At 66.2% G+C, this 19,663-nt stretch carries 19 protein-coding genes; 12 read left to right on the top strand and 7 right to left on the bottom strand.

What is annotated here, in order from left to right:
• Positions 1-87: 87 nt before the first annotated feature.
• From ACOQPH_RS01515 to ppk2, 4 genes are read left to right on the top strand one after another with little or no spacing between them, the layout of a single operon-like run.
• Positions 88-567 (top strand): SixA phosphatase family protein, encoded by a 480-nt coding sequence (locus ACOQPH_RS01515; protein WP_420622998.1) that lies wholly within the window; start codon positions 88-90, stop codon positions 565-567.
• Positions 567-1,526, top strand: coding sequence for an ornithine cyclodeaminase family protein (locus tag ACOQPH_RS01520; RefSeq protein ID WP_420622999.1), 960 nt, complete (start codon positions 567-569; stop codon positions 1,524-1,526). Before ACOQPH_RS01515 ends, ACOQPH_RS01520 begins: the two co-directional genes overlap by 1 nt.
• A gap of 45 nt (positions 1,527-1,571) precedes the next feature.
• The gene (locus ACOQPH_RS01525; protein WP_420623000.1) at positions 1,572-2,459 is read left to right on the top strand and encodes a DMT family transporter; all 888 of its coding nucleotides are present in this window, start codon (positions 1,572-1,574) and stop codon (positions 2,457-2,459) included.
• A gap of 58 nt (positions 2,460-2,517) precedes the next feature.
• The gene (gene ppk2 / locus ACOQPH_RS01530) at positions 2,518-3,390 is read left to right on the top strand and encodes a polyphosphate kinase 2 (RefSeq protein WP_420623001.1); all 873 of its coding nucleotides are present in this window, start codon (positions 2,518-2,520) and stop codon (positions 3,388-3,390) included.
• Between the two features lie 52 nt (positions 3,391-3,442).
• On the opposite strand, the gene ACOQPH_RS01535 is transcribed toward ppk2, so the two are convergent.
• The 4 genes from ACOQPH_RS01535 to ACOQPH_RS01550 all read right to left on the bottom strand — a co-directional run bounded on the left by ACOQPH_RS01535 (position 3,443) and on the right by ACOQPH_RS01550 (position 8,299).
• Positions 3,443-5,074: a SulP family inorganic anion transporter gene (locus ACOQPH_RS01535; RefSeq protein ID WP_420623002.1), complete on the bottom strand. Its 1,632-nt coding sequence runs from the start codon at positions 5,072-5,074 to the stop codon at positions 3,443-3,445.
• Positions 5,075-5,351: 277 nt separating this feature from the next.
• Positions 5,352-6,095, bottom strand: a complete 744-nt coding sequence (locus ACOQPH_RS01540) for an SDR family NAD(P)-dependent oxidoreductase (protein ID WP_420623004.1) — start codon at positions 6,093-6,095, stop codon at positions 5,352-5,354.
• 119 nt (positions 6,096-6,214) lie between these two features.
• A complete protein-coding gene (locus tag ACOQPH_RS01545; RefSeq protein ID WP_420623005.1) occupies positions 6,215-7,282 on the bottom strand; it encodes a TIGR03617 family F420-dependent LLM class oxidoreductase in 1,068 nt (355 codons plus the stop codon).
• A 3-nt stretch (positions 7,283-7,285) separates the two neighbouring features.
• Positions 7,286-8,299, bottom strand: a complete 1,014-nt coding sequence (locus ACOQPH_RS01550) for an NAD(P)-dependent oxidoreductase (RefSeq protein WP_420623006.1) — start codon at positions 8,297-8,299, stop codon at positions 7,286-7,288.
• 171 nt (positions 8,300-8,470) lie between these two features.
• Here ACOQPH_RS01550 and ACOQPH_RS01555 point away from each other — a divergent pair, with 171 nt between their 5' ends.
• The 3 genes from ACOQPH_RS01555 (at position 8,471) to ACOQPH_RS01565 (ending at position 11,993) form a co-directional block, all read left to right on the top strand.
• Positions 8,471-9,769, top strand: coding sequence for an MFS transporter (locus tag ACOQPH_RS01555; protein WP_420623007.1), 1,299 nt, complete (start codon positions 8,471-8,473; stop codon positions 9,767-9,769).
• A 67-nt stretch (positions 9,770-9,836) separates the two neighbouring features.
• On the top strand, positions 9,837-11,153 hold the full coding sequence (gene hmgA / locus ACOQPH_RS01560) for a homogentisate 1,2-dioxygenase (RefSeq protein ID WP_420623008.1): 1,317 nt from the start codon (positions 9,837-9,839) through the stop codon (positions 11,151-11,153).
• A 27-nt stretch (positions 11,154-11,180) separates the two neighbouring features.
• Entirely contained in the window at positions 11,181-11,993 is an 813-nt protein-coding gene (locus ACOQPH_RS01565) for an SDR family NAD(P)-dependent oxidoreductase (RefSeq protein WP_419552209.1), read from the top strand.
• A gap of 45 nt (positions 11,994-12,038) precedes the next feature.
• Here the strand turns inward: ACOQPH_RS01565 and ACOQPH_RS01570 are convergent, their stop codons facing one another.
• From ACOQPH_RS01570 to ACOQPH_RS01580, 3 genes are read right to left on the bottom strand one after another with little or no spacing between them, the layout of a single operon-like run.
• A complete protein-coding gene (locus tag ACOQPH_RS01570) occupies positions 12,039-13,400 on the bottom strand; it encodes an LLM class flavin-dependent oxidoreductase (RefSeq protein WP_420623009.1) in 1,362 nt (453 codons plus the stop codon).
• A 42-nt stretch (positions 13,401-13,442) separates the two neighbouring features.
• Positions 13,443-14,177 (bottom strand): ABC transporter ATP-binding protein, encoded by a 735-nt coding sequence (locus ACOQPH_RS01575; RefSeq protein ID WP_420623010.1) that lies wholly within the window; start codon positions 14,175-14,177, stop codon positions 13,443-13,445.
• A gap of 17 nt (positions 14,178-14,194) precedes the next feature.
• Positions 14,195-15,055 (bottom strand): ABC transporter permease, encoded by an 861-nt coding sequence (locus ACOQPH_RS01580; protein WP_420623011.1) that lies wholly within the window; start codon positions 15,053-15,055, stop codon positions 14,195-14,197.
• A 78-nt stretch (positions 15,056-15,133) separates the two neighbouring features.
• On the opposite strand from ACOQPH_RS01580, the gene ACOQPH_RS01585 reads away from it, so the two are divergent.
• From ACOQPH_RS01585 to ACOQPH_RS01605, 5 genes are all read left to right on the top strand, one after another.
• Complete coding sequence (locus ACOQPH_RS01585; protein ID WP_420623012.1) at positions 15,134-16,039, top strand: phytanoyl-CoA dioxygenase family protein; 906 nt, start codon at positions 15,134-15,136, stop codon at positions 16,037-16,039.
• Positions 16,040-16,186: 147 nt separating this feature from the next.
• Complete coding sequence (locus ACOQPH_RS01590) at positions 16,187-16,963, top strand: SDR family NAD(P)-dependent oxidoreductase (RefSeq protein ID WP_420623013.1); 777 nt, start codon at positions 16,187-16,189, stop codon at positions 16,961-16,963.
• Between the two features lie 67 nt (positions 16,964-17,030).
• A complete protein-coding gene (locus ACOQPH_RS01595) occupies positions 17,031-17,477 on the top strand; it encodes a hypothetical protein (protein WP_420623014.1) in 447 nt (148 codons plus the stop codon).
• Between the two features lie 18 nt (positions 17,478-17,495).
• Positions 17,496-18,176, top strand: coding sequence for a hypothetical protein (locus ACOQPH_RS01600; RefSeq protein ID WP_420623015.1), 681 nt, complete (start codon positions 17,496-17,498; stop codon positions 18,174-18,176).
• 46 nt (positions 18,177-18,222) lie between these two features.
• The gene (locus ACOQPH_RS01605) at positions 18,223-19,572 is read left to right on the top strand and encodes an MFS transporter (RefSeq protein WP_420623016.1); all 1,350 of its coding nucleotides are present in this window, start codon (positions 18,223-18,225) and stop codon (positions 19,570-19,572) included.
• The last annotated feature ends 91 nt before the right edge of the window (positions 19,573-19,663 follow it).

Below are 19,663 nucleotides of genomic sequence, written 5' to 3' on the forward strand. Positions count from 1 at the left end.
TCGGGCTCATCGTCTCATACCCCACCCCGGTCTCAGTAGTCGCGGAAGGGGCGGCAGACATTCCTGCGCGGCCCTAGCGTTCACGCTGTGCTCTACCTCGTTCGTCATGCTTCCGCTGGCGATCGGCGGGCCTGGCAGGGTGACGACAGCGTCCGACCTCTCGACTCGAAGGGCTTGGCCCAGGCGGCGGCCATCGCCGAGTTGCTCTCCGCAGCACCAGTGCGCCGAGTGTTGTCGAGCCCGTCGGTGCGCTGCGTCCAGACCGTCGAATCGCTCGCCGCAGCGCTGGGACTGGACATCGGGACCGCTGTCGAGCTCGACGAGGGCGCCGATGGCTCGCGCACGGAAGCCATGCTCGATTACCTGTGCGGCCTGCCAGGGGACAGCGTGTTGTGCAGCCACGGTGACGTCATTCCCGAAGTGCTGTGGCGCCTCGCCCACCGGGGAGTCGACGTCACCCCGAGCCGCTGCAAGAAGGCGTCCGTCTGGGAGCTTCACGTTGTCGACGGCGCCGTCACCCACGGAGTCTACCGGCCTCCCCGCTTGTTCGCCGCTGGCACTTCGTGATGCTCTCGCTCGATGCCGCAGCGGTACGGCGGGCCACGCCGTGGAACGAGCTGATGGAGGCGATTGCCCAGATGCTCCTCGACGGTGGTGCCACGGTGCCCCAGCGGGAGGTGCACGATGTGGCCCTGCCCGACGGAGGCACTGGCTCGCTGCTGGTCATGGCCGCATGGGTTGATCGCGAACTGCTCGGAGTGAAAGCCGTCACGTATTACCCCTCCAATGCGGGCACCGACCTGCCGATCATCAGTGCGGGCTACCTGATGTTCGACGGCCAGACGGGCCAGCTCGCTGCTGTGCTTGACGGCGACGAGCTCACGCTGCGGCGCACGGCCGCCGTCTCAGCGCTGGCCGCTGATCGCCTGGCCCGTTCCGATGCGGATCGGTTGCTCGTTGTCGGTACGGGCAAGCTGGCACCCAACCTCGCGCTCGCCCATGCCGCGGTCCGGCAATTCGGCGTCATTGAGGTCTGGGGACGGGATCCCGCCAAGGCCGCTGCAGTGGCGTGCGCACTCGAAGACCACGGCCTGCCGGCCCGACCTGCTCCCTCGCTTGACGTCGCAGTCGAGCGTGCCGACATCGTCACCTGCGCCACTGGCGCGACCAGCCCGCTGGTGTGCGGCAGCCTCCTGCAGCCCGGCACGCATCTCGACCTCGTGGGCGGCTTCCGCGCCGACATGCGCGAGGCCGACGATGCCGCGGTCGTTCGATCGACGTTGTTCGTCGACACGCGTGCCGGAGCAGTGCTCGCAGGCGATCTCGCCCAACCGCTCGCCGATGAACTCATTACGAGCGACTCGATCGCCGCCGACTTGGCGGCACTTGTCGCCGGCAACCATCCCGGGCGCACCTCCGATTCCGAGATCACCCTGTTCAAGTCAGTCGGTTTCGCCTTGTCGGACATGGCCGGAGCCCAGCTGGTGCACCGCCGCCTCGGCGGCGACATCTCTGCCAATGACTGAACCTCTCATGATCACAACAGGCCACCTCGGCAGCGCGACGGTGTTGTGACGGACACTCGCTCCGACCGCGACGGTCGACGCCTTGGCTGGTTCCTCGCGGCGAGCGGCATGTTGCTGGTGTCCACTGACTCGCTGTGGGTGCGTACCTCGGAAGCCGACGCACTCGACATCGCTTTCATCGTCGGAGTGCTGTCGCTGGTGCTCTTTGGCGCAATCGCGATGCGGCGCCCATCCGTCGCTTGGGTGTCCATCCGGACCCACACCGTTCCCCTGCTCACCATCGGCGTGCTCGGCGCGCTCAGCCAGCTCACGTTCATCTCGGCGATCACGCACACCGAGATCCCTCATGTGGTGGCCATCGTGGCGGCTGCGCCAGTTCTGGCTGCGGCGATCGCATGGTTCGCTCTGCGTGAGCGAACGTCGTTGCGCGTCGTCGTAGGTATCACGCTCACGCTGGCGGGCATCGGCCTGGTGGTTTCGGACTCGATAGGCACGCCGAACCTGTTCGGCGACCTCCTGGCACTGGTCGCAGTCGTGGCATTCGCCGCCAGCACGGTCGTGTGGCGACGCCATCGCGATATGAGCCGCATCGTCGGTCTGGCATTGGCTTCGGCGCTGATGGTCATCGCCACGGCATTCGTCGTTGACCTGGGCCGGCTCGACGCCACAGCCTGGGCTGCCGTGCTGGCGATGGGCTTGGTCTGCAACCCGCTTGGACACCTGTCCTACAGCACCGCATCGAGATACGCCCCTGCCGGTGAGGTGGCCTTGTTCACTCCGGTGGAGACCGTGGCCGGCATCGTCTGGGCAGCCGTGTTCTTGAGTGAGTACCCGACGCTCACGACGGTGGCGGGCGCCATCATCGTGATCTTCGGTGTGCTCTACGCGACGGTGCTTGATCGAACCACCACTCAGGCGATCAGGAAGGCTTGAGACCAGCCCCCTCCGCTGGGTCTTCGTCACTCGGATCGCTGAATTACTGTCCGAACCCATGGGGTCGGAGGCCACGTCTGAAGACGCTCAGCCTGAAGCAGCTGCCGCCGCCGAGCCAGACACCGATCCCCCCGCCCCGCCGCCGAAGCGTCGCAGTCGCATCGGTCGCCGCGAATACGAGCGGGAACTCAAGCTCCTGCAGCAAGAACTGGCCCGCCTCCAGCGCTGGATTCGCCACAAGGGACTCAAGGTCGTGGTCATTTTCGAGGGCCGGGATGCGGCCGGCAAGGGCAGCACGATCAAGCGCATCACCGAACGCCTGAACCCTCGCGTGGTGCGCGTCGTGGCGCTCGGCACGCCCAGTGATCGCGAGAAGACGCAGTGGTGGTTCCAGCGCTACGCCGGAGAGCTGCCTGCAGCCGGCGAAATGGTGCTGTTCGATCGCAGCTGGTACAACCGCGGACTCGTCGAACCGGTCATGGGCTTTTGCACCGATGAGGAGTATGAGGAGTTCCTGCGCTCATGCCCCGAGTTTGAGCGGATGCTGGTGCGCTCGGGCGTCATCCTCATCAAATACTGGTTCTCCGTCAGCGACGAGGAGCAGGAGCGTCGCTTCCAGAGCCGCATTGCCGACCCGGCGCGGCGCTGGAAGCTCTCGCCGATGGACCTCCAAGCTCGTGCACGGTGGGTGGAGTTCTCACGGGCCAAGGACTCCCTGTTCGCACACACCGACATCAAGCAGGCCCCGTGGTGGGTCGTCGAGGCGGACGACAAGCGGGCCGCGCGGCTCAACTGCATTGCCCACCTGCTGTCGCAGATCCCCTACGAAGCCGTGCCGTGGGAGTCCGTCGAGCTGCCAGAACGCAGTCCTTCAGGCGGGTACGTGCGTCCGCCGATGTCAGATCAGACGTTCGTCCCGGAGCTGTACTGAGCTTGCCTCAGCCGACCTCGGCTGGCTCGATTCGGAATCGCAGCGTGCTGGCTCAGGCCTCCATGTTGATCTCGAGCAACCGAGCGGCGATTGCCCGGGCGTCATCGAAGCTCTGGACGAAGTGGTCACCCGGCACCCGGCGCAGCACATCGAGGGTCTGCAAGCTGGTCGAGGGCAGCCCATCGAGGCCGATCACGATGCACTCGGTGTCGTGCTCCATCGCAGCGTCGATGAGTTGCTCCATCACGAGCGCTGCGCTGTCGTCGATGTAGCTCGTCTCGGAGAAGTCCAGGATCACGACTTCGTGTTCTTGGATGTCCTTGCTGATGGCGATCCTCAGCCGGTTGGATGACGCAACGGTGAAGCTGCCACGCATCTTCACCATCCCGACTCGCGCCGAGAACGCATCGAATTGGCTGATGTCGACCCTGTCGCTGTCAGCAAAGAACACCGCGTCGAGCATCGGCACCGACAAGACACTGTCCAGCTCCAGCCGCTCAAAGCGACGGCTGGCAGCCAGAGCCGCAGCGATCAGGCCGGCGGCAATGGCCACCAGCAGGTCGACAAAAACGGTGAGCCCAAGCGTGAGCAACATCACCAGCACGTGCTCTCGTTGCACCTTGTTCAAGTGCGTTATGAGTCGCCAATCGATGAGCCTGAAGCCCATCCACAGCAAGATGCCCGCCAGGACCGAGTACGGGATGTCGTCGACGAGGCCGCCGAGCACGATGATCAGCACGAGCGACACCACTGCCGATACTGCGCCCGCCACTCTGGTCTGAGCCCCTGCCCGGATATTCGTCTGCGTAGCGTCCGGAGCAGCGGCACCCGGCAGGCCGCCGAACATGCCCGCCAGTGCATTGCCGAGTCCAACGCCGATGAGTTCCCGATCTGGGTCGTGCTGGTACCCGGTCATTGAGTCCGATGCCGAGGCGTTCAGGAGGCTGTTCAGCGTGCCGATGAGAGCGATGATCATCGCTGCGCCGACAGCACCCCAGAAGCCGCCGGCAGGCATCTCCATTGCCCAGAAATCCGGAGCGTCGACGACTTCGGTGAGGCGGGGAGCCCCGTCGAAGATCCATGCGCCGAGAACGATCCCGCACACGAGCGCGCCAGCGGCGGCTGGCACGTAGTTGCGCCACCGCTTTGGCCATCCCGCGAAGATCACGAAGGTGGTGACGGCCAATCCGAACGCGTGGAAGTCCATGTCGCGGGCAGCGCCGGGCCACTCGCGGATCGAATCGAGTGGGTTGCCGAGCACTGGGTCGGCGCCGAAGAAGGGCAGTATCTGCAGCAGCACCACCATGATTCCGACACCGCTGATGAAGCCCGAAGCCACCGAATACGGCGTGTATTGCACCAGATTCCCGAGTCGCAACAGGCCCAGGAGAATCTGGATGATGCCGGCGATGAAGATGATTGCGAGCGCCTCGACGGCCGAATCGGCGTACCTCACGAGAATGAACGACACGGCGATCGCCACCGGGGCCGTCGCCGCGGAAATCTGTACCCGCGTGCCCCCAACGACAGCCGCCAGGAACCCGACGGCAACTGCGCCCCACAGACCGGCAACGGGACCCAGCCCTGACACGACGCCGAAGGCGAGCGCGAGCGGCAACACGACAGCGGCAGAGGTGATGCCAGCTCGGATGTCCGCACGGAGGAGCTGGGCGTCGTAGTTCATGTGCGACCTCCCCCCATGGGGCTAACCCGCGGGTCACTGTAGTTCACTGCTTGATCGCCACTTGCGGACTCTGACGTTGCGCCCCGCAGCACCTGAAACTCGCCCAGCGGACCCGAGGTGGGGCAGCAATTGCCAGATGTCCGCCCGCCGTCAAGATGCGGGAGCGCCGTTCTTAGCCGCTGTGTCTGATGGTTCGGCTGAGCAAGCTCAACCGCTGTGTCTGATGGTTCGGCTGAGCAAGCTCAACCGCTGTGTCTGATGGTTCGGCTGAGCAAGCTCAACCGAACATGCCCCCATCGACGGTGAATTCCTGGCCGGTGCAGTAGCTGCTGGCGTCCGACGCCAGGAACAGGACCACGCGGCCGACTTCGGCCGGTTCGGCGATGCGCCCCAGCGGCACGTTGCGCAGCGCCCGGCGAGTGCGGTCGGGGTCCTCGTTGAAGACCGATGTCTGGGTCAGCATCTCGGTGTCGATGTAGCCGGGATGAACCGAGTTGACGCGCACGTTGCGGCGGCCGAGTTCCTTCGCCGCCGACTTGGTCATGCCGCGCACCGCCCACTTGCTGGCACCGTAGGCGAACCCTCCCAAGGTGCCCATGAGGCCCGCGACTGAGCTGATGTTGATGATGGATCCGGACTCTGCCTCGGCCATCACTGCCCCGACCTTCTGCATTCCCAAGAAGGGGCCGAGAGCGTTGATGCTCATCATGCGGTGGTAGTCCTCGGCCGTGGTGTTCATCAGGCCGGTGTCCTGGAAGATCCCGGCGTTGTTCACCAGGACGTCGATGCGGCCGTGACGATTCACGACGTCGGCCACGACCGCACCCCAATCGGCCTCCGAGGCCACGTCCTGGTGAAGGTACTCGCATCCCACCTCACCGGCGGTCCGCTCGCCCTCTTCGTCGAGCACGTCGGTGAGGACCACGGTTGCACCCTCGTCAGCAAAGAGCTGCCCTTCGACAGCGCCCTGCCCTCGTGCGCCCCCGGTAATGATCGCGACTCGCCCGTCCAGGACACCCATCTGCTGCCTCCCAGCCTGTGTGCGGTTGACTCCATGGCCGCGCCTGCACGCGACTGACGACGAGACCCTAGACCTAGAAGGTCTCAGGTGCCGTTGCCGGCGAGGAGCCGTGGCGCCGCTCAGCGTCGGCTGGTGGCCTGAAGCTCCGTGACAATGCTGGTCAACCGCTCGCCGTCTTCAGGATTGTTGACGGGGATCGAGAACTCGATGCGGTCGATCAGGGCACCGTATCGCTCGGCGAGCAGGCGTCCGATCTGGTCATAGGTGCCGACCGTGGCGATGGTGTGCAGCATCTCGTCCGATACGAGCGCCGAAATCTCGTCCCAGCGCTGAGCTTTCGACATCACCGCGGCCCGCTCCGCCTCGTCAGTCCATTCGTGCACGTCGAAGGCTGCCCGGTAGGCGGGTGTCGACAGGTAGAAGCCCACGCGCTCGCGAACAGTGCGTGCCACGACCGCCAGCGCGGCCTCGTCTGGCGCTGTGGCCACGAGCGGCTTCATGCACCAGTCAACTGCGGCGGCGTTGCGCCCAGCTCGTTGGGCGCCGCGCTCGACCGCAGGCGCCATGACCTCAGTGATGTACAGCGGCGAGCACACCGGGTGCAGCCGGACGCCATCGGCGACCTCGCCTGCGACTGCACACATGTTCGGGTTGATTGCCGCGATGTGCACCGGGATGTCGGGATGGGCGATCGGGCCTGGATCGAACAGCGGCACCATCAGGTTCAGGTTGTAGTGCTCGCTCTGGTAGTCCAGCGGGGAGCGATCCTGCCAGCAGCGCCACACCGCACGCACTGCGCCGACGTAATCGCGCATCCACGGCCCCGGCGCCGACCACTCCATGCCGTAGCGGCGGCGGATGTGGCCACGAACTTGGGATCCGAGCCCCAGAATCGCCCGGTTGCCAGAAGCCTTCTGCAGCGTCCATGCCGACAGTGCTGTGACAGTTGGTGACCGCGGGAATGCCATCGCCACTGAGGTGCCGAGTCCCAGCGTGGTCGTTGCCATTGCTGCCATTGCGAGGAGCTGGTAGGGGTCGTCCTTGGTCTCCTCGACGACGAGGGCGTCGTAGCCCAGTTCTTCGACCTGCGCAGCGGCCTCGCCGATGCTCGTCACGTCGAGCGGCGCGTCGGGTGCTCGCAGCCCGGGGTCGAGCTTGCCCAGTGGCAGCAGTGTCTCGGTTCTCATGGCTCAGCCCTCCACCAGCAGGCGAGGCGTGTGGCCCGCGAGGAACGAATCGAGCTGGGAAATGAACAGGTCGTCGTTGCGAGACGGCATCCCGCTGCCGGCGCCTCCGATATGGGTCGTCATCACAACCTTGGGATGATTCCAGAGCGGGCTGTCAGCGGGCAACGGCTCGATGTCGAAGACATCAAGCACCGCCGTCGCGGGACGGTCCTCGTCCAACCATGCCAGCAGGGCATCGGCGTCGATGACGGATCCACGGGCCACGTTGACCAGCACCGCGTCGTCGCGCAGGGACGCCAAGAACTTGGCATCGACGAGTCCCCGCGTTTCATCAGTGAGCGGGCACGTCAGGACCACCACGTCAGCCAGCGGCAGCTCATCAGCAAGGGCTTCCATCGTCACCATCGCGTCCGCGGCCCCGAGGTCGACGGCATCGGCAACGCTGCGGCGGGCACCGACGACGACTGCGCCGAACGGCCGTGCCAGCGCCGCCAGCTTGCGGCCGATCGAGCCGAAGCCGATCACCAGCCAGCGGCTGCCCCGCAACTCTCGCCACGGCACCTGCAGCCAGACACCGGCTCTCCGGCGATCGATACGTACTTCCCAGCCATGAAGAGTGTGCAGGATCAGCGACATCGTGTGCTCGGCGGTGGCGTCGTTCGGAGCGTCGCTGCGGCTCAACTGAACGCCATCGGCCACGAGTCGCTGGAACGGTGGCGCATCGGTTCCGGCCAGGCACGCCTGGGTCCAACGCAGCGTCCCCGGAGCGAGCGCAGCTTCGACGAACCCGGCCAGGTCGCCGCCGAACAGCAGCCCGATGGACACCCAAGCCGCAGCAGGCGTGTACGTCGCTGAGCCGACCGGAATCCCGTTCGTGTCGGCGACCGGGGTGCCGTCGGCGAGCGTTACCCCGTCGCGACTCCACAACAGCGGCTCGATGTCGTGAACGAGCGCCGACAGCCGATCAGCGAGTCGCCCATAGTCGTCGGCGGGCAGCAGGACCTGTCGAGAACTCACGCCGGAACGCTACGCAATCTCAGATGCGATCGCCGGGACGATCCGTTAGAGCCTGAGCGAGTAGGCGGCGATGCCCGGCAGCCCCGACGGCCTCGACTCTGCGCAGAAATGCCGCCACAGACGGCAAATTTGCACACAGAAAGCGTGACAGCAGCCATAGGGTGCGCAGCGATGCGAACGGTCGGCAGCGTCTCCAGCGCAGTACCGGACGCTGCCGAGGCGCCCCCGCCGGGTCCCGATGGCCCGCTGCAGCGCTTCGGTCTGAGGTTCGTGCTCGTCGCCACGATGGTGCTCGGGCCGTTTCCCCTGATCGCACCGGCGGTTGTAGCGGCCGATCTCATCGGGTCGCTCGGCATCACTAAAGGTGTCTTCGGGGTGGCGCTCACGACCAACACGGTTGCAGCAGCGCTGTTCGCCCCGCTCTCGGGGCGCCTCACCGACCGCATCGGCCCGAAGCTCTCCACCGTGCTGACCATCGTTACGGCCGGGGTCGGCATGGTCGGCATGGCCTTCGCGCCCAACGTTTGGGCGCTGATGGCGTCTGCAACGTTCGCTGGCCTTGGCCAGGGCTGGTGCAACCCGGCAACCAACAAGCTCATCGCCGAGCGTGTGCCGGAAGGTCAACGAGGCACAATCACCGGCCTCAAGCAATCGGGCGTCATGTTCGGGGCCTTCCTGGCAGGGGCGACGCTGCCGACGCTCGCTGTCTGGTTCGGATGGCGTACCGCGGTCGGCGTCTATGGGGTCGTGGCTCTGGTGTGCGCTCTCGGCATCCAACTGTGGATGCGTCCTGACGCGCGGACGGGCTCCGAATCGGCGGCGGCGTACGACGCACCGCCGGGCGCGGTGTTCACCATCACCCCGTTGCTTCCGAAGGTGCTCCGCATGGGCCGCTCCGAGCACCGCTTCATCATTGCGATCACCTGGTACTCGCTGTTGATGGGAGCCGTCGCGGGTGGCGTCGGCCGCTTCCAGATCCTCTTTGCCGAGGAATCACTGGGCTGGACCAACTTCTGGGCCGGTTTGGCGAGCGCGCTCGCGGGCATCACCGCGGTGGGATCACGCATCTGGTGGGCTCGGCTCACCGAACGACGAGTCCGGCCGGCGAGCGCACTGGCTGTCCAAGCGGGGTTCACCGTCGTCGCGATGGGGCTCCTGCTCGCCGCCACCTCTGTCAACGGCGGCCTGCTGTGGGTGATGTCCCTGCTGGCTGGCTTCACCATGATGTCCTGGAACGCCGTCGCGATGTTGGCGGTCATCACCGGCATTCCTGTTGCGCTGGCAGGTCGGGCATCGGGCACGGTGATGCTCGGATTCATGTCCGGGCTGAGCATCGGCGGCCTCGCGACCGGCTACATAGCGGAATGGACGGGCAGTTTCGACCTGGTTTGGACCGGCTTCGCGGTCTGCGCGGCTGGCGCAACCATCCTGGCGCTGGTCATGCGCCGCCACCGCCGACCCAGCTACTAGCGCCGGTCTGGCTGGACTGTGCTCGCCCCCTCAAGCGGGTCGGCAGGCCCGATCTAGGCTGGCAGGCATGGGGGATGACTTCGGCGTCGAGTATCAGAGCGGGTTCGGCAACGAGCACGCCACCGAGGCCGAGTCCGGCGTGCTGCCGATCGGTCAGAACAGCCCCCAGCGTGTCGCCCACGACCTCTACACCGAGCAGCTGACCGGCAGCGCCTTCACTGTCGCTCGGACGGATGCGCTGCGCACGTGGATGTACCGGATCCGGCCATCGGTACGTCACGTCACGGGACTGCGCGACATCGATCCGGGCAATATCCGGACCTCCCCATGCCGTGAGGGCTCACCGCCGGTGGCCCAGCTGCGCTGGGGCCCCATTGGGGTTCCTGACGAGCCGCGCACCTGGCTCGAAGGGCTCTGCACGCTGGCGGCCAATGGCGATGCTCACGTCCAATGCGGCGCTGCTACGCACCTGTACTTTGCCAACCGTTCGATGGACGGTGAAGTGTTCGCGAATTCCGACGGCGAGATGCTGATCGTGCCCCAGCAGGGGACGCTGCGACTCGTCACCGAACTCGGCACGCTCACGGTTGGGCCTGCCGAGCTGGCAACAGTTCCCCGTGGCGTCAAGTTCCGCGTCGAGCTCATGGAGGAGACAGCCCGGGGATATGTGTGCGAGAACTACGGCGCACCATTCCGGCTGCCAGACCCGGGTTTGATCGGCGTGGACGCGCTGGCTATGCCGCGGGACTTCCTCTATCCGGTCGCCGGCTACGAGGCCGACGACAATCCCACCCGGCTGGTCTTCAAGCACGACGGCCGCCTGCTCGAGACACACCTGCCGCACTCACCGCTCGATGTGGTGGCGTGGCACGGCAACTTCGCCCCCTACAAGTACGACCTGCGCAATTACTGCCCGCTCGGGCCGCTGCTGTTCGATCACACCGCGCCCTCGATCTGGACGCTGCTGACGTCGCCCTCAGACCTTCCGGGCACCGCCAACGTGGACTTCGTGCTGTTCCGCGAACGCTGGGCCGTTCAGGAGCACACGTTCCGTCCGCCCTGGTACCACTCCAACGTGATGAGCGAGCTGATGGGGCTCATCGAAGGCACCTACGACGCCAAGCTCGAAGGCTTCCTGCCCGGCGGCGTGAGCATTCACAACGCGTTCCTGCCCCACGGCCCCGACATCGACGCCTACAACGCCGGCACCACGGCCGAACTCGAGCCCCGGCGGATGGCCGACATGCTGGCCTTCATGTTCGAGTCCCGCTATGCGTGGATCCCCACCGCCTGGGCAGCCGGCCTGAGTGAGCTGCAGGACGACTACACCGATGCGTGGACACCGCTGGACGACCGCAGCACGCTGCGCCGCAACAGCGGCTAGGCGGTCGCCCAGCGCAGGAGGCTGTCAATGAGTGCGACACGGGCGAATGCTGATCTGAGCGGCCGGGTGGCGATGGTCACCGGCGCGGGGGCACGGGGGGACGGGATCGGCAACGGCCGCGCCGCTGCGGTGTTGCTGGCCGAGGCCGGAGCGCATGTCGTCGCTGTCGACCGCAAGGCGGAGCTCGCTGAGTTCACCGTCGAGATGATCACCGCCGAAGGCGGCAGCGCCATCGCCGTCGAGGCCGATGTGACCGTCGAAGCCGACTGCGAGGCCATGACCCAGGCTGCGCTCGATCGCTGGGGCCGGCTGGACATCCTGGTGAACAACGTGGGCATCGGCAGCAGCGGATCGGTGGTGACCGATGACGTCGACCGCTGGCAGCGCGTCATGGATGTGAACCTGACCTCGATGGTGCTGGCGTCACGGCACGCAATCCCCGCCATGATCGAGCACTCGGGCGGAGGCGCCGTCGTCAACATCTCATCCATCTCGGCGCTAAGGCCCCGAGGCATGACGGCGTACTCGACCTCGAAGGGGGCGATCATGGCGCTCACGTCGGCGATGGCGGTCGACCATGGTGCCGACAACGTTCGGGTGAACTGCGTCGCCCCTGGTCCCGTCCGTACGCCACTCGTCGGCGGCGATGACATGCCCGAAGATCTTGCAGAGGCACGCCGGCGCGCCAGCGTGCTCGGCATCGAAGGCAACGGCTGGGATGTAGGCGCAGCGGTCAGGTTCCTGTGCACCGACGAGGCTCGTTACATCACCGGCCACACGCTGGTCGTCGACGGCGGTGTGACCTTGCGGGGGCCGTCACGGGCCACGCTGGCCGGCTGAACCCCCGAGCGGAACGGCCAGGCGACGGCGCAGCAGCTGCGCCGACTACCGGCGGAAGCCGCTGCCGAAGTGTGTCTCGGGCAGTCGACTGCGGCCGAAGAGCTTGTCCCGCAGCGTTCCCGGCTGATACTCCCGCTGAACCAGCCCACGTTCTGAGAGCACGGGAACCACGCTTTCGATGAAGTCCACGAACGTGCCGGGCGTGGTGGCGTAGACCAAGTTGAAGCCGTCCACGCCTTGGTCCAGACGGCGCTGCATGCCGTCGGCGATCTGCTCGGGGGAGCCGACCAGGAACTGCCCCGTCATGTTGAGCTTGACGAGATCCCCGAAGGTGCGGGTGCCCGGCTGAGCGGAATCCAGCAAGGACTTCACCGGTCCTCGCACGCCTTCGGTGTCAAAGGTCTCGAGCGGCTGATCAGGGTCGATGTGGCTGAGATCGACGTTCAGGTTGCCGCTCAGATGCGCGAGGCCCGCTTCCAGCGAGAGCGTTTCGAGATAGTCGGCGTGCTTGGCTTTCGCCTCGGCCTCCGTTCCGCCCACGACAGGGGACAGGCCGGCAATGATCTTCACGTCGTCGGGATGGCGACCGGCCGCGCTCACCCTTCGGCGGATGTCTGCGGCGATGCGGGTGAGGCCCCGCGATGCCGCCACGACAAAGACGCACTCGGCATGTCTCGCGGCGAAGTCTCGCCCGCGATCTGAGGAACCTGCTTGGAAGATCACTGGCGTCCGCTGCGGTGACGGCTCCGAGAGGTGTGGCCCCGCCACCGAGTAGTAGGCGCCCTCGTGGTTGATCGGCCGTACGCCGTCGGGATCGACGTAGACGCGGCGCTCGGTGTCGGCCACCACGGCGTCGTCGGTCCAGCTGCCCTCCCAGAGCTTGTAGCAGACCTCCATGTAGTCCTCGGCCTGTTCGTAGCGCTCGTCATGGCGCGGAAGGCGGTCATAGCCGAGGCTCTGGGCGGCGTTCTGCAGGTACGACGTCACGACGTTCCACGCCACGCGCCCGCCGGTGAGGTGATCGAGCGTGGTGATCTGGCGGGCGAACGTGAACGGGTGCGCCTGCAGCACTGAGCTGGTGAAGGCGAATGCGAGGTGCTCAGTGACCGTCGCCATGGCTGGGATCAGCAGCATCGGGTCGTTCACGGGCACCTGCATGCCCTCGCGCAGCGAGGTGTCGGCGCTGCCCTGGTAGGTGTCGTACAGCCCGATTACGTCCGCCAGGAAGATGGCGTCGAAGCACCCCGCCTCGCAGATGCGGGCGAGCTCGAGCCACGGTTCGAGCGAGGTGTACTCCCGCTGGCGGGTGTCGTCGCGCACCCATAAGCCCTGCTGGATGTGGCTGACGCAGTTCATCGTGAAGGCGTTCAGGATGATCCGCCGCCCCGGCCTTGCTTCTCCCGCCACAGGGTCAGTCTCGCATTGTCGCCCCCGCAGCGCCCCGCCGGCTCAACGGGAGTTGGGGCGGGAGGTCGTGACGTAGGCCTCGACGATCTCGGCTGGCTCTCCGACGGCTCGGATGCGGCCACCGTCCAGCCACACAACCCGATCGCAGTAGCGCTCGATCTCCGCCATGTTGTGCGAGACCAGAACGACGGAACCAGCAGCGCCGCAGACGTCATCTATGCGCTCGGCGGCACGTCGACGGAACTCCTCGTCGCCCACTGTGAGCGCCTCGTCGATCAGGAGGATTTCAGGTACGCGGGCCGTGGCAATGGCGAAGTGCAACCGGGCGCGCATACCCGACGAGTAGGTGCGCATGGGCCGATCGATGGCCTCACGTACACCTGCAAAGTCGATGATCTCATCCATGCGGCGCTCGATTTCAACCCGGGAGAAACCCAGAGCCAGACCGCCGATCAGTATGTTGCGGCGACCTGACAGTGCCGGCCGCATCACCGACGACACGCCGAGAAGCGAAGGCCTCGACCGGCCGCGAATGCTGCCTGACGCAAGGGGCAACAGCCCAGTCATGGCCGAGAGCAGCGTCGACTTTCCTGTTCCGTTGGCCCCGATCAGCCCGAGTGTCTCGTGCTCGTGGAGATTCAGCGTCACACCTTGTATCGCCTCAATGATGCGGTAGCGGCGACGCATCCGACCTCGGGCGAATCCCTGCTTGAGTCCCTTGGCCGGTTCCTCGTACACCCGGTAGTTCACGTGAACGTCGCGAATCTCGACGGTCACCCGTGTCGACGCTGCCATCACGCACCGAGTCGCTGTTCCGAGCGGAAGAAGATCATGAAGCCAACGATGGGCATCAGGACGCTCCACGCAACCGTGCCAGCCAGCACCCAGACGTCGACTGCCTGTCCCAGCAGGCACCAGCGTGCGCACGTGATCAGGTCGTAGATCGGGTTCAGCGCAAAAGCCCGTCGCCAGGCGAAGCTGTGCACGAATGCATCGACGCTGAAGATCACGCCCGAGGCGTAGAACAAGAGCCGGAACAGGTGAGGCAAGATGTGCCGCAGGTCCGGGACAGCAGTGCCGATGCGTGCAGATATCAGCGCCGATCCGAAGTTGAAGACGAACTGCGCCAACAGTACGAGCGGCAGCAACAACCAGCGCATCGATGGGCGCTCTCCTGTGGTCAACACCGCTAGAAGTGCCAGAACGATCGCCGGAACGAATGCTGCGGTCTGGCCGTTCACCGTTGCGGCGGGCAGCAAGATGCGCGGGAACTGGATAGATCGAATGAGTCCGAGATTCTGAGTGATCGAGACTGCCGCCTCCTGCACCACCCGTTGGGTGAGATGGAACAGCACAATCCCGACGATCAGGAACCCCAGGAAGTTGCTGACGCCGCGACTGGTGTCGATGACGACACCAAAAACCAGGAAGTAGACGCCCACAAGCAGCGCTGGGTTCATCAGATGCCAGAACTGGCCCAACGTCGTGTCCATGTTCTGGGCTCGAAGATCTTGTGCGGGCACGACGATGGCGAACTCTCGCCGGCGCCAGGCTTCGCGCAGATAGTTGAGCGACGTGGGCCGTGATGTCAGGTCAATGAGCGGGCGCAGGTGGGCGTTGTCGTGGCTCGACGCGTACCTGCTCTCGCCATCCACGGGAGTCATCCTACGAACGCGGTACCGCAACGCTTGTGCGGTGAGGTATCGGCGATCGTGTCCTGCAAGACTGGGACCATGAGCAGCGGCACCCCCGATCTCACCGCAAACGAAGACGAACTTCAGCGCTATCTCGACGAGGTGGAAGCTCACGGCTACTGCATCGTCGAGCGTGCCATCGAGCCAGAACTCCTCACCGAGATCCGCGACTCCGTCGCTCGGGTCGAAGACGAGCTGAACGTTCAGCCGAAGGGGAACCGCATCGAGGGGTTCGCCACCAAGCGCATGTACAACCTGTTGGGCAAGGACCGGTCGTTCTGGAAGCTGCCGATCCACCGCAACGTGCTGCCGTTCCCGCAGCGGCTGATGGAGCCGGGAGCGATCCTGTCGGGCACCACCTGCATGCACATCGGCCCTGGTGAGGTGCATCAAGGCCTGCATTCCGACGACGGCCTCGTCGATCAGATCGATGTGCCGCGCCCGCGCGCTCCCTTCATGGTCACCACGATTTGGGCATTCACCGATTTCACCGAAGAGAACGGCGCAACCCGCTTGGTTCCTGGGTCGCACCGCTTCGACCACGAGCCCCAGCCGGGGGAGAAGCCCTCCTACATCGCGGCTGAGATGCCTGCTGGCTCGGTCCTCGTCGTGAACGGCGGCACCTGGCACTGCGGCGGCGCCAACACGTCCCCCGACGACTGGCGCCTCGGCATCAGCGTGCAGTACTGCCGGGGCTGGATGCGCCAGCAGCAGAACCAGTACTACAGCCTCTCCCCCGAAGACGTCCGAGACATGCCCGACGAGCTGGCGGCGCTGTGCGGGTTCAGCCTGTACCGGGGGATCATGGGCCACGTCGACGGGGCGAGCCCCGGTCGGTACCTGGGCGCCGACGGTCTCACCGAGACCGCGTACGCAGCTCGGCTGAAGGCAATCGACGAGGGCGAAGAAGTCGGCGGCATCGGCACCGCAGAGCCGGCGGCCTAGCGCAGTTCTGCGCAAGCTTGCCGCTGGAGTCGGCATTTCTGCGCAAAAAATGCGCCGCATCGCAATTCTGCGCCAATATTCCGCTGCGTTGGGCATTTCTGCGCCAAGACGACGGTGCAGCTCACAACCGCAGGAGGGATGAGGGTCATGGAACTGCGCGATCGAGTAGCGATCATCACCGGGGGAGGCGGCGGCATCGGCTCCGCCACCGCTCGTCATTGGCTGGCGGAGGGCGCCCGCCATGTGGTGGTCGCCGACTACAACGCTGACGCTGCGGTGGCAGTGGCCGATGAGCTGGGGTGCGAGGGCGTCGGGTTGGACGTCACCGACGAGGCGGCCGTCGCGGACCTCGTAGAGCGCACGCTCGAAGCTCACGGACCGATCGACGTGTTCTTCTCCAACGCAGGAGCCGGCGCCGAAGGCGGAGTGGACGCGTCCAACGACGCTTGGCAGTCCCAATGGGAGCTGCACGTCATGAGCCACGTGTACGCCGCCCGTGCGGTGCTGCCGTCGATGCTGGCTCGGGGACAGGGCTACCTCGTCCACACAGCGAGCGCAGCCGGTCTGCTCGCGGCGATGGGTTCCGCGCCGTACTCGGTCACCAAGGCGGCATGCATCAAGCTGGCCGAGATGGAGGCGATCCTCCACGGCGACGACGGCATCCGGGTCTCGGTGCTGTGCCCGCAGGGCGTGAACACCGCCATGGCGCCGCGGAGGCTCGCCGACGGCGGAACCGACGGCATCGTCGAGCCCGAGTTCGTGGCGCAAGTCATTACCGAAGCGATGGCACAGGAGCGGTTCCTGATTCTGTCGCACCCCGAGGCCCAGACCTACGTGGAGCGAAAGGTCTCCGACCCGGATCGTTGGCTGCGAGGCATGCGCCGCCTCCGCCAACGTTCGATGAACCTCGAAGAAGGCGCCTGAGGTGGGTGGGCCGCCGCGCCGCGCCAGCTTCAGCGCGTAGAGCGGCCTGTGCCCTAACTTTGCCGCCATGGCTGATTCTGATGTGAAGGCACTGACGGGCGGGCTCGAGCTGCCCGATTTCGAGACCACGGCGTTCACCACGCCCCCACCGCTGGCCGATGCCACCGTGGCAATCGTGTCCTCGGCGTCGTTGCATCATCCCGACCAGGACGATTTTGCACCCATCGACGTCGGCTACCGAGTGCTTGAGGCGGGCCGGCGTGACTACATGTGCGGCCACTGGAGCCCGAACTTCGACGCCACCGGCATCGCCCTCGACATCAACACCGTCTTTCCGATCGACCGCCTCGACGAGTTGGCGGCTGACTGCACCATCGGGCGGGTCTCCGACATCCACCTGTCCTATGCCGGCAACCAGTTCGACCTGTCTGCGGTGCGGATGGACTCGGGTCCTGCGGGGGCGAAGTTCCTCCGTGAGCACGAGGTGGACGTCGTCCTGTTCACTCCCGTCTGACCGCTGTGCACGCGTACCGTGAGTACGCTCGCACACGTCTTTGAGGCAGAGGGACTGGCGACGGTCGCGCTGGGATCCATCGGCGCCCACATCCAGGGCACCGCTCCGCCGCGAGGCCTCTGGTGCGAGTTCCCGCTGGGTCGGCCGCTCGGCAAGCCCAACCACGCCGAATTCCAGCATCGGGTGCTGGCACACGCGTTCAGCTTGCTGTCGTCGCCGGGGCCGGTCGTGGAGAAGTTCGCCGAGACGATCGACGACGACGGCACCGAGACGGTGTCGTGCACGCTGCCGCCCCGCCACGACCCGAACCTGCACCCCGCCGTCGACGAGGCCAACGGCCTGCGCTCCGCCTACGACCGTGCCGTAGCCAAGCTCGGCAACCGGGTTGGCGCCGGGCGCACTGTGTCTGCCGGCGATATTCCAGCCGCGGTGCAGGCGTTCGCTGACATCGCTGACGGCAAGCCGTGCAAGCAGGCAGGTGTGCCCGGCATCCCGGCACGTGTGGCCCAGGACATCCGCGGCTACTACGAGACAGCGGCGCTTGCAATCGCCGAGCACGCTCCTTCAGCGTGGGCAGGCACTCGCTGGTTCTTCGAGTCGACCGAAGCAGGGCGCACCATCGTCGCAGCCCGTAAGGCGATGGCCGACTCCGGCGAGAAGCACGGCATCTGGTTCTACATCACGCCTGGCGACATGTAGCGATGGCCGCCGGGAGCGGCCTCCCGCGAACGAGAAAGCGCGTCCTGTGACTGCGTCCAATGGCTCGCCGCCCGACGGGGCGAGCGTGCTCATTGGCCAGCCGTTCCACGGCTGGCGCGTGGCGTGGGCCGGATTCTGGGTGCTGTTCATCGTCTACGGCATCCAGTTCAGCTACGGCACCTTCGAGGGTGCCATCAGCTCCGACACCGGCTGGTCGGCGAGCTGGCTGCAACTCGCATATGCCTCGTACATCCTCGCTTACAGCGCCGTGAGCGCATGGAGTGGACAGCTCACCGACCGCTTCGGTCCGCGCCGAGTCATTGCCGGCGGTGCCGTGCTGCTGGCAGCGGGTTACTTGGTGTTGTCATCCGCGGGAAACCTCGCAATGGTGTTCGTCGGCCTCGCCGTGATTGCACCGCTCGGGATGTCGTCATCGTGGGTGCCCGCGAACGCCACCGTCGTGCGCTGGTTCACCGAGCGTCGCGGATTGGCGACGGGCATCGTCGGCTCAGGCGGAAGCGCCGGCGGCATCGTTGCGCCCCCGATCGCCGCGTGGCTCGTCGAGCAATACGGATGGCGGACCGCTATCGCCGTGATGGCGGTGACGGGCGGTGTACTCATGGCTGTCACCGCAACGGTGTTCGTGCGCGACCCAGAGTCGATCGGCCAGGAACCCGACGGGCCCGCGCCCGATCCTCGGGACCGCCCGCTCGGGCGATCACGAGTCGCGTCGAGGCCGGCGGACTCCGACGTGGACTCAGCGGACGTCCGCGATCCGAAGACCGAGGACCCCGCCACCGCGTGGACTGCCCCGCAGGCTTGGCGTAACTCGGTGTTCTGGCGCATCTTCGGGATGTTTGCCCTGACGTTCGTGGTGGTGTTCGTGCCATTCGCGCATGGCGTCCAGTACGCCCGGAGCCTCGGATTCTCACCGCTGTGGGCTGCGGGAGTCATCAGCTCCGTCGGCGTCGGCGGGCTCGTGGGCAGAATCGTGACCGGCCCGCTGTCGGACCGCATTGACCGTCGCCGGGCCGTGATGCTGGCCCTGGCGGTGGAGACGCTGTCGTTCGTCGGCATCGCCGTCTCCGACGGGCTGGTGTTGCTGTACGCCTCGTCGATCGCCTTCGGCCTGTCCTATGGCGGGAGCGTGGCGGTATTCCCGGCACTGGTCGCCGACTACTTCGGGCGTACCCATGCCGGCGCGATCGTGGGACGCTTCTTCGCAACAGCGGGGTCGTGTGCCGCGGTGGGTCCGTACGTCGCGCAGCTGCTGCTCGGAGCCACTGGCGGCTACGGCTGGACGTTCTCCTTGGCGGCAGTGTCGAATGCCTGCGCACTGGGTTTGGCCTTCACGCTCCCGCGGCCAGTCTTGCTGCCCAAGCAGCCGGGCGGATAGGTCACGGCTCGGGAACGACTCCCACGCATTCTTTGTGCAGATTTGCCGCCTGTGGCGGCATTATTGCGCAGAGTCTGGGTCGTCGGGGCTG

This window comes from Candidatus Poriferisodalis sp. (genome assembly GCF_965221945.1).
In the GTDB taxonomy this organism is placed as follows: domain Bacteria; phylum Actinomycetota; class Acidimicrobiia; order Acidimicrobiales; family Poriferisodalaceae; genus Poriferisodalis.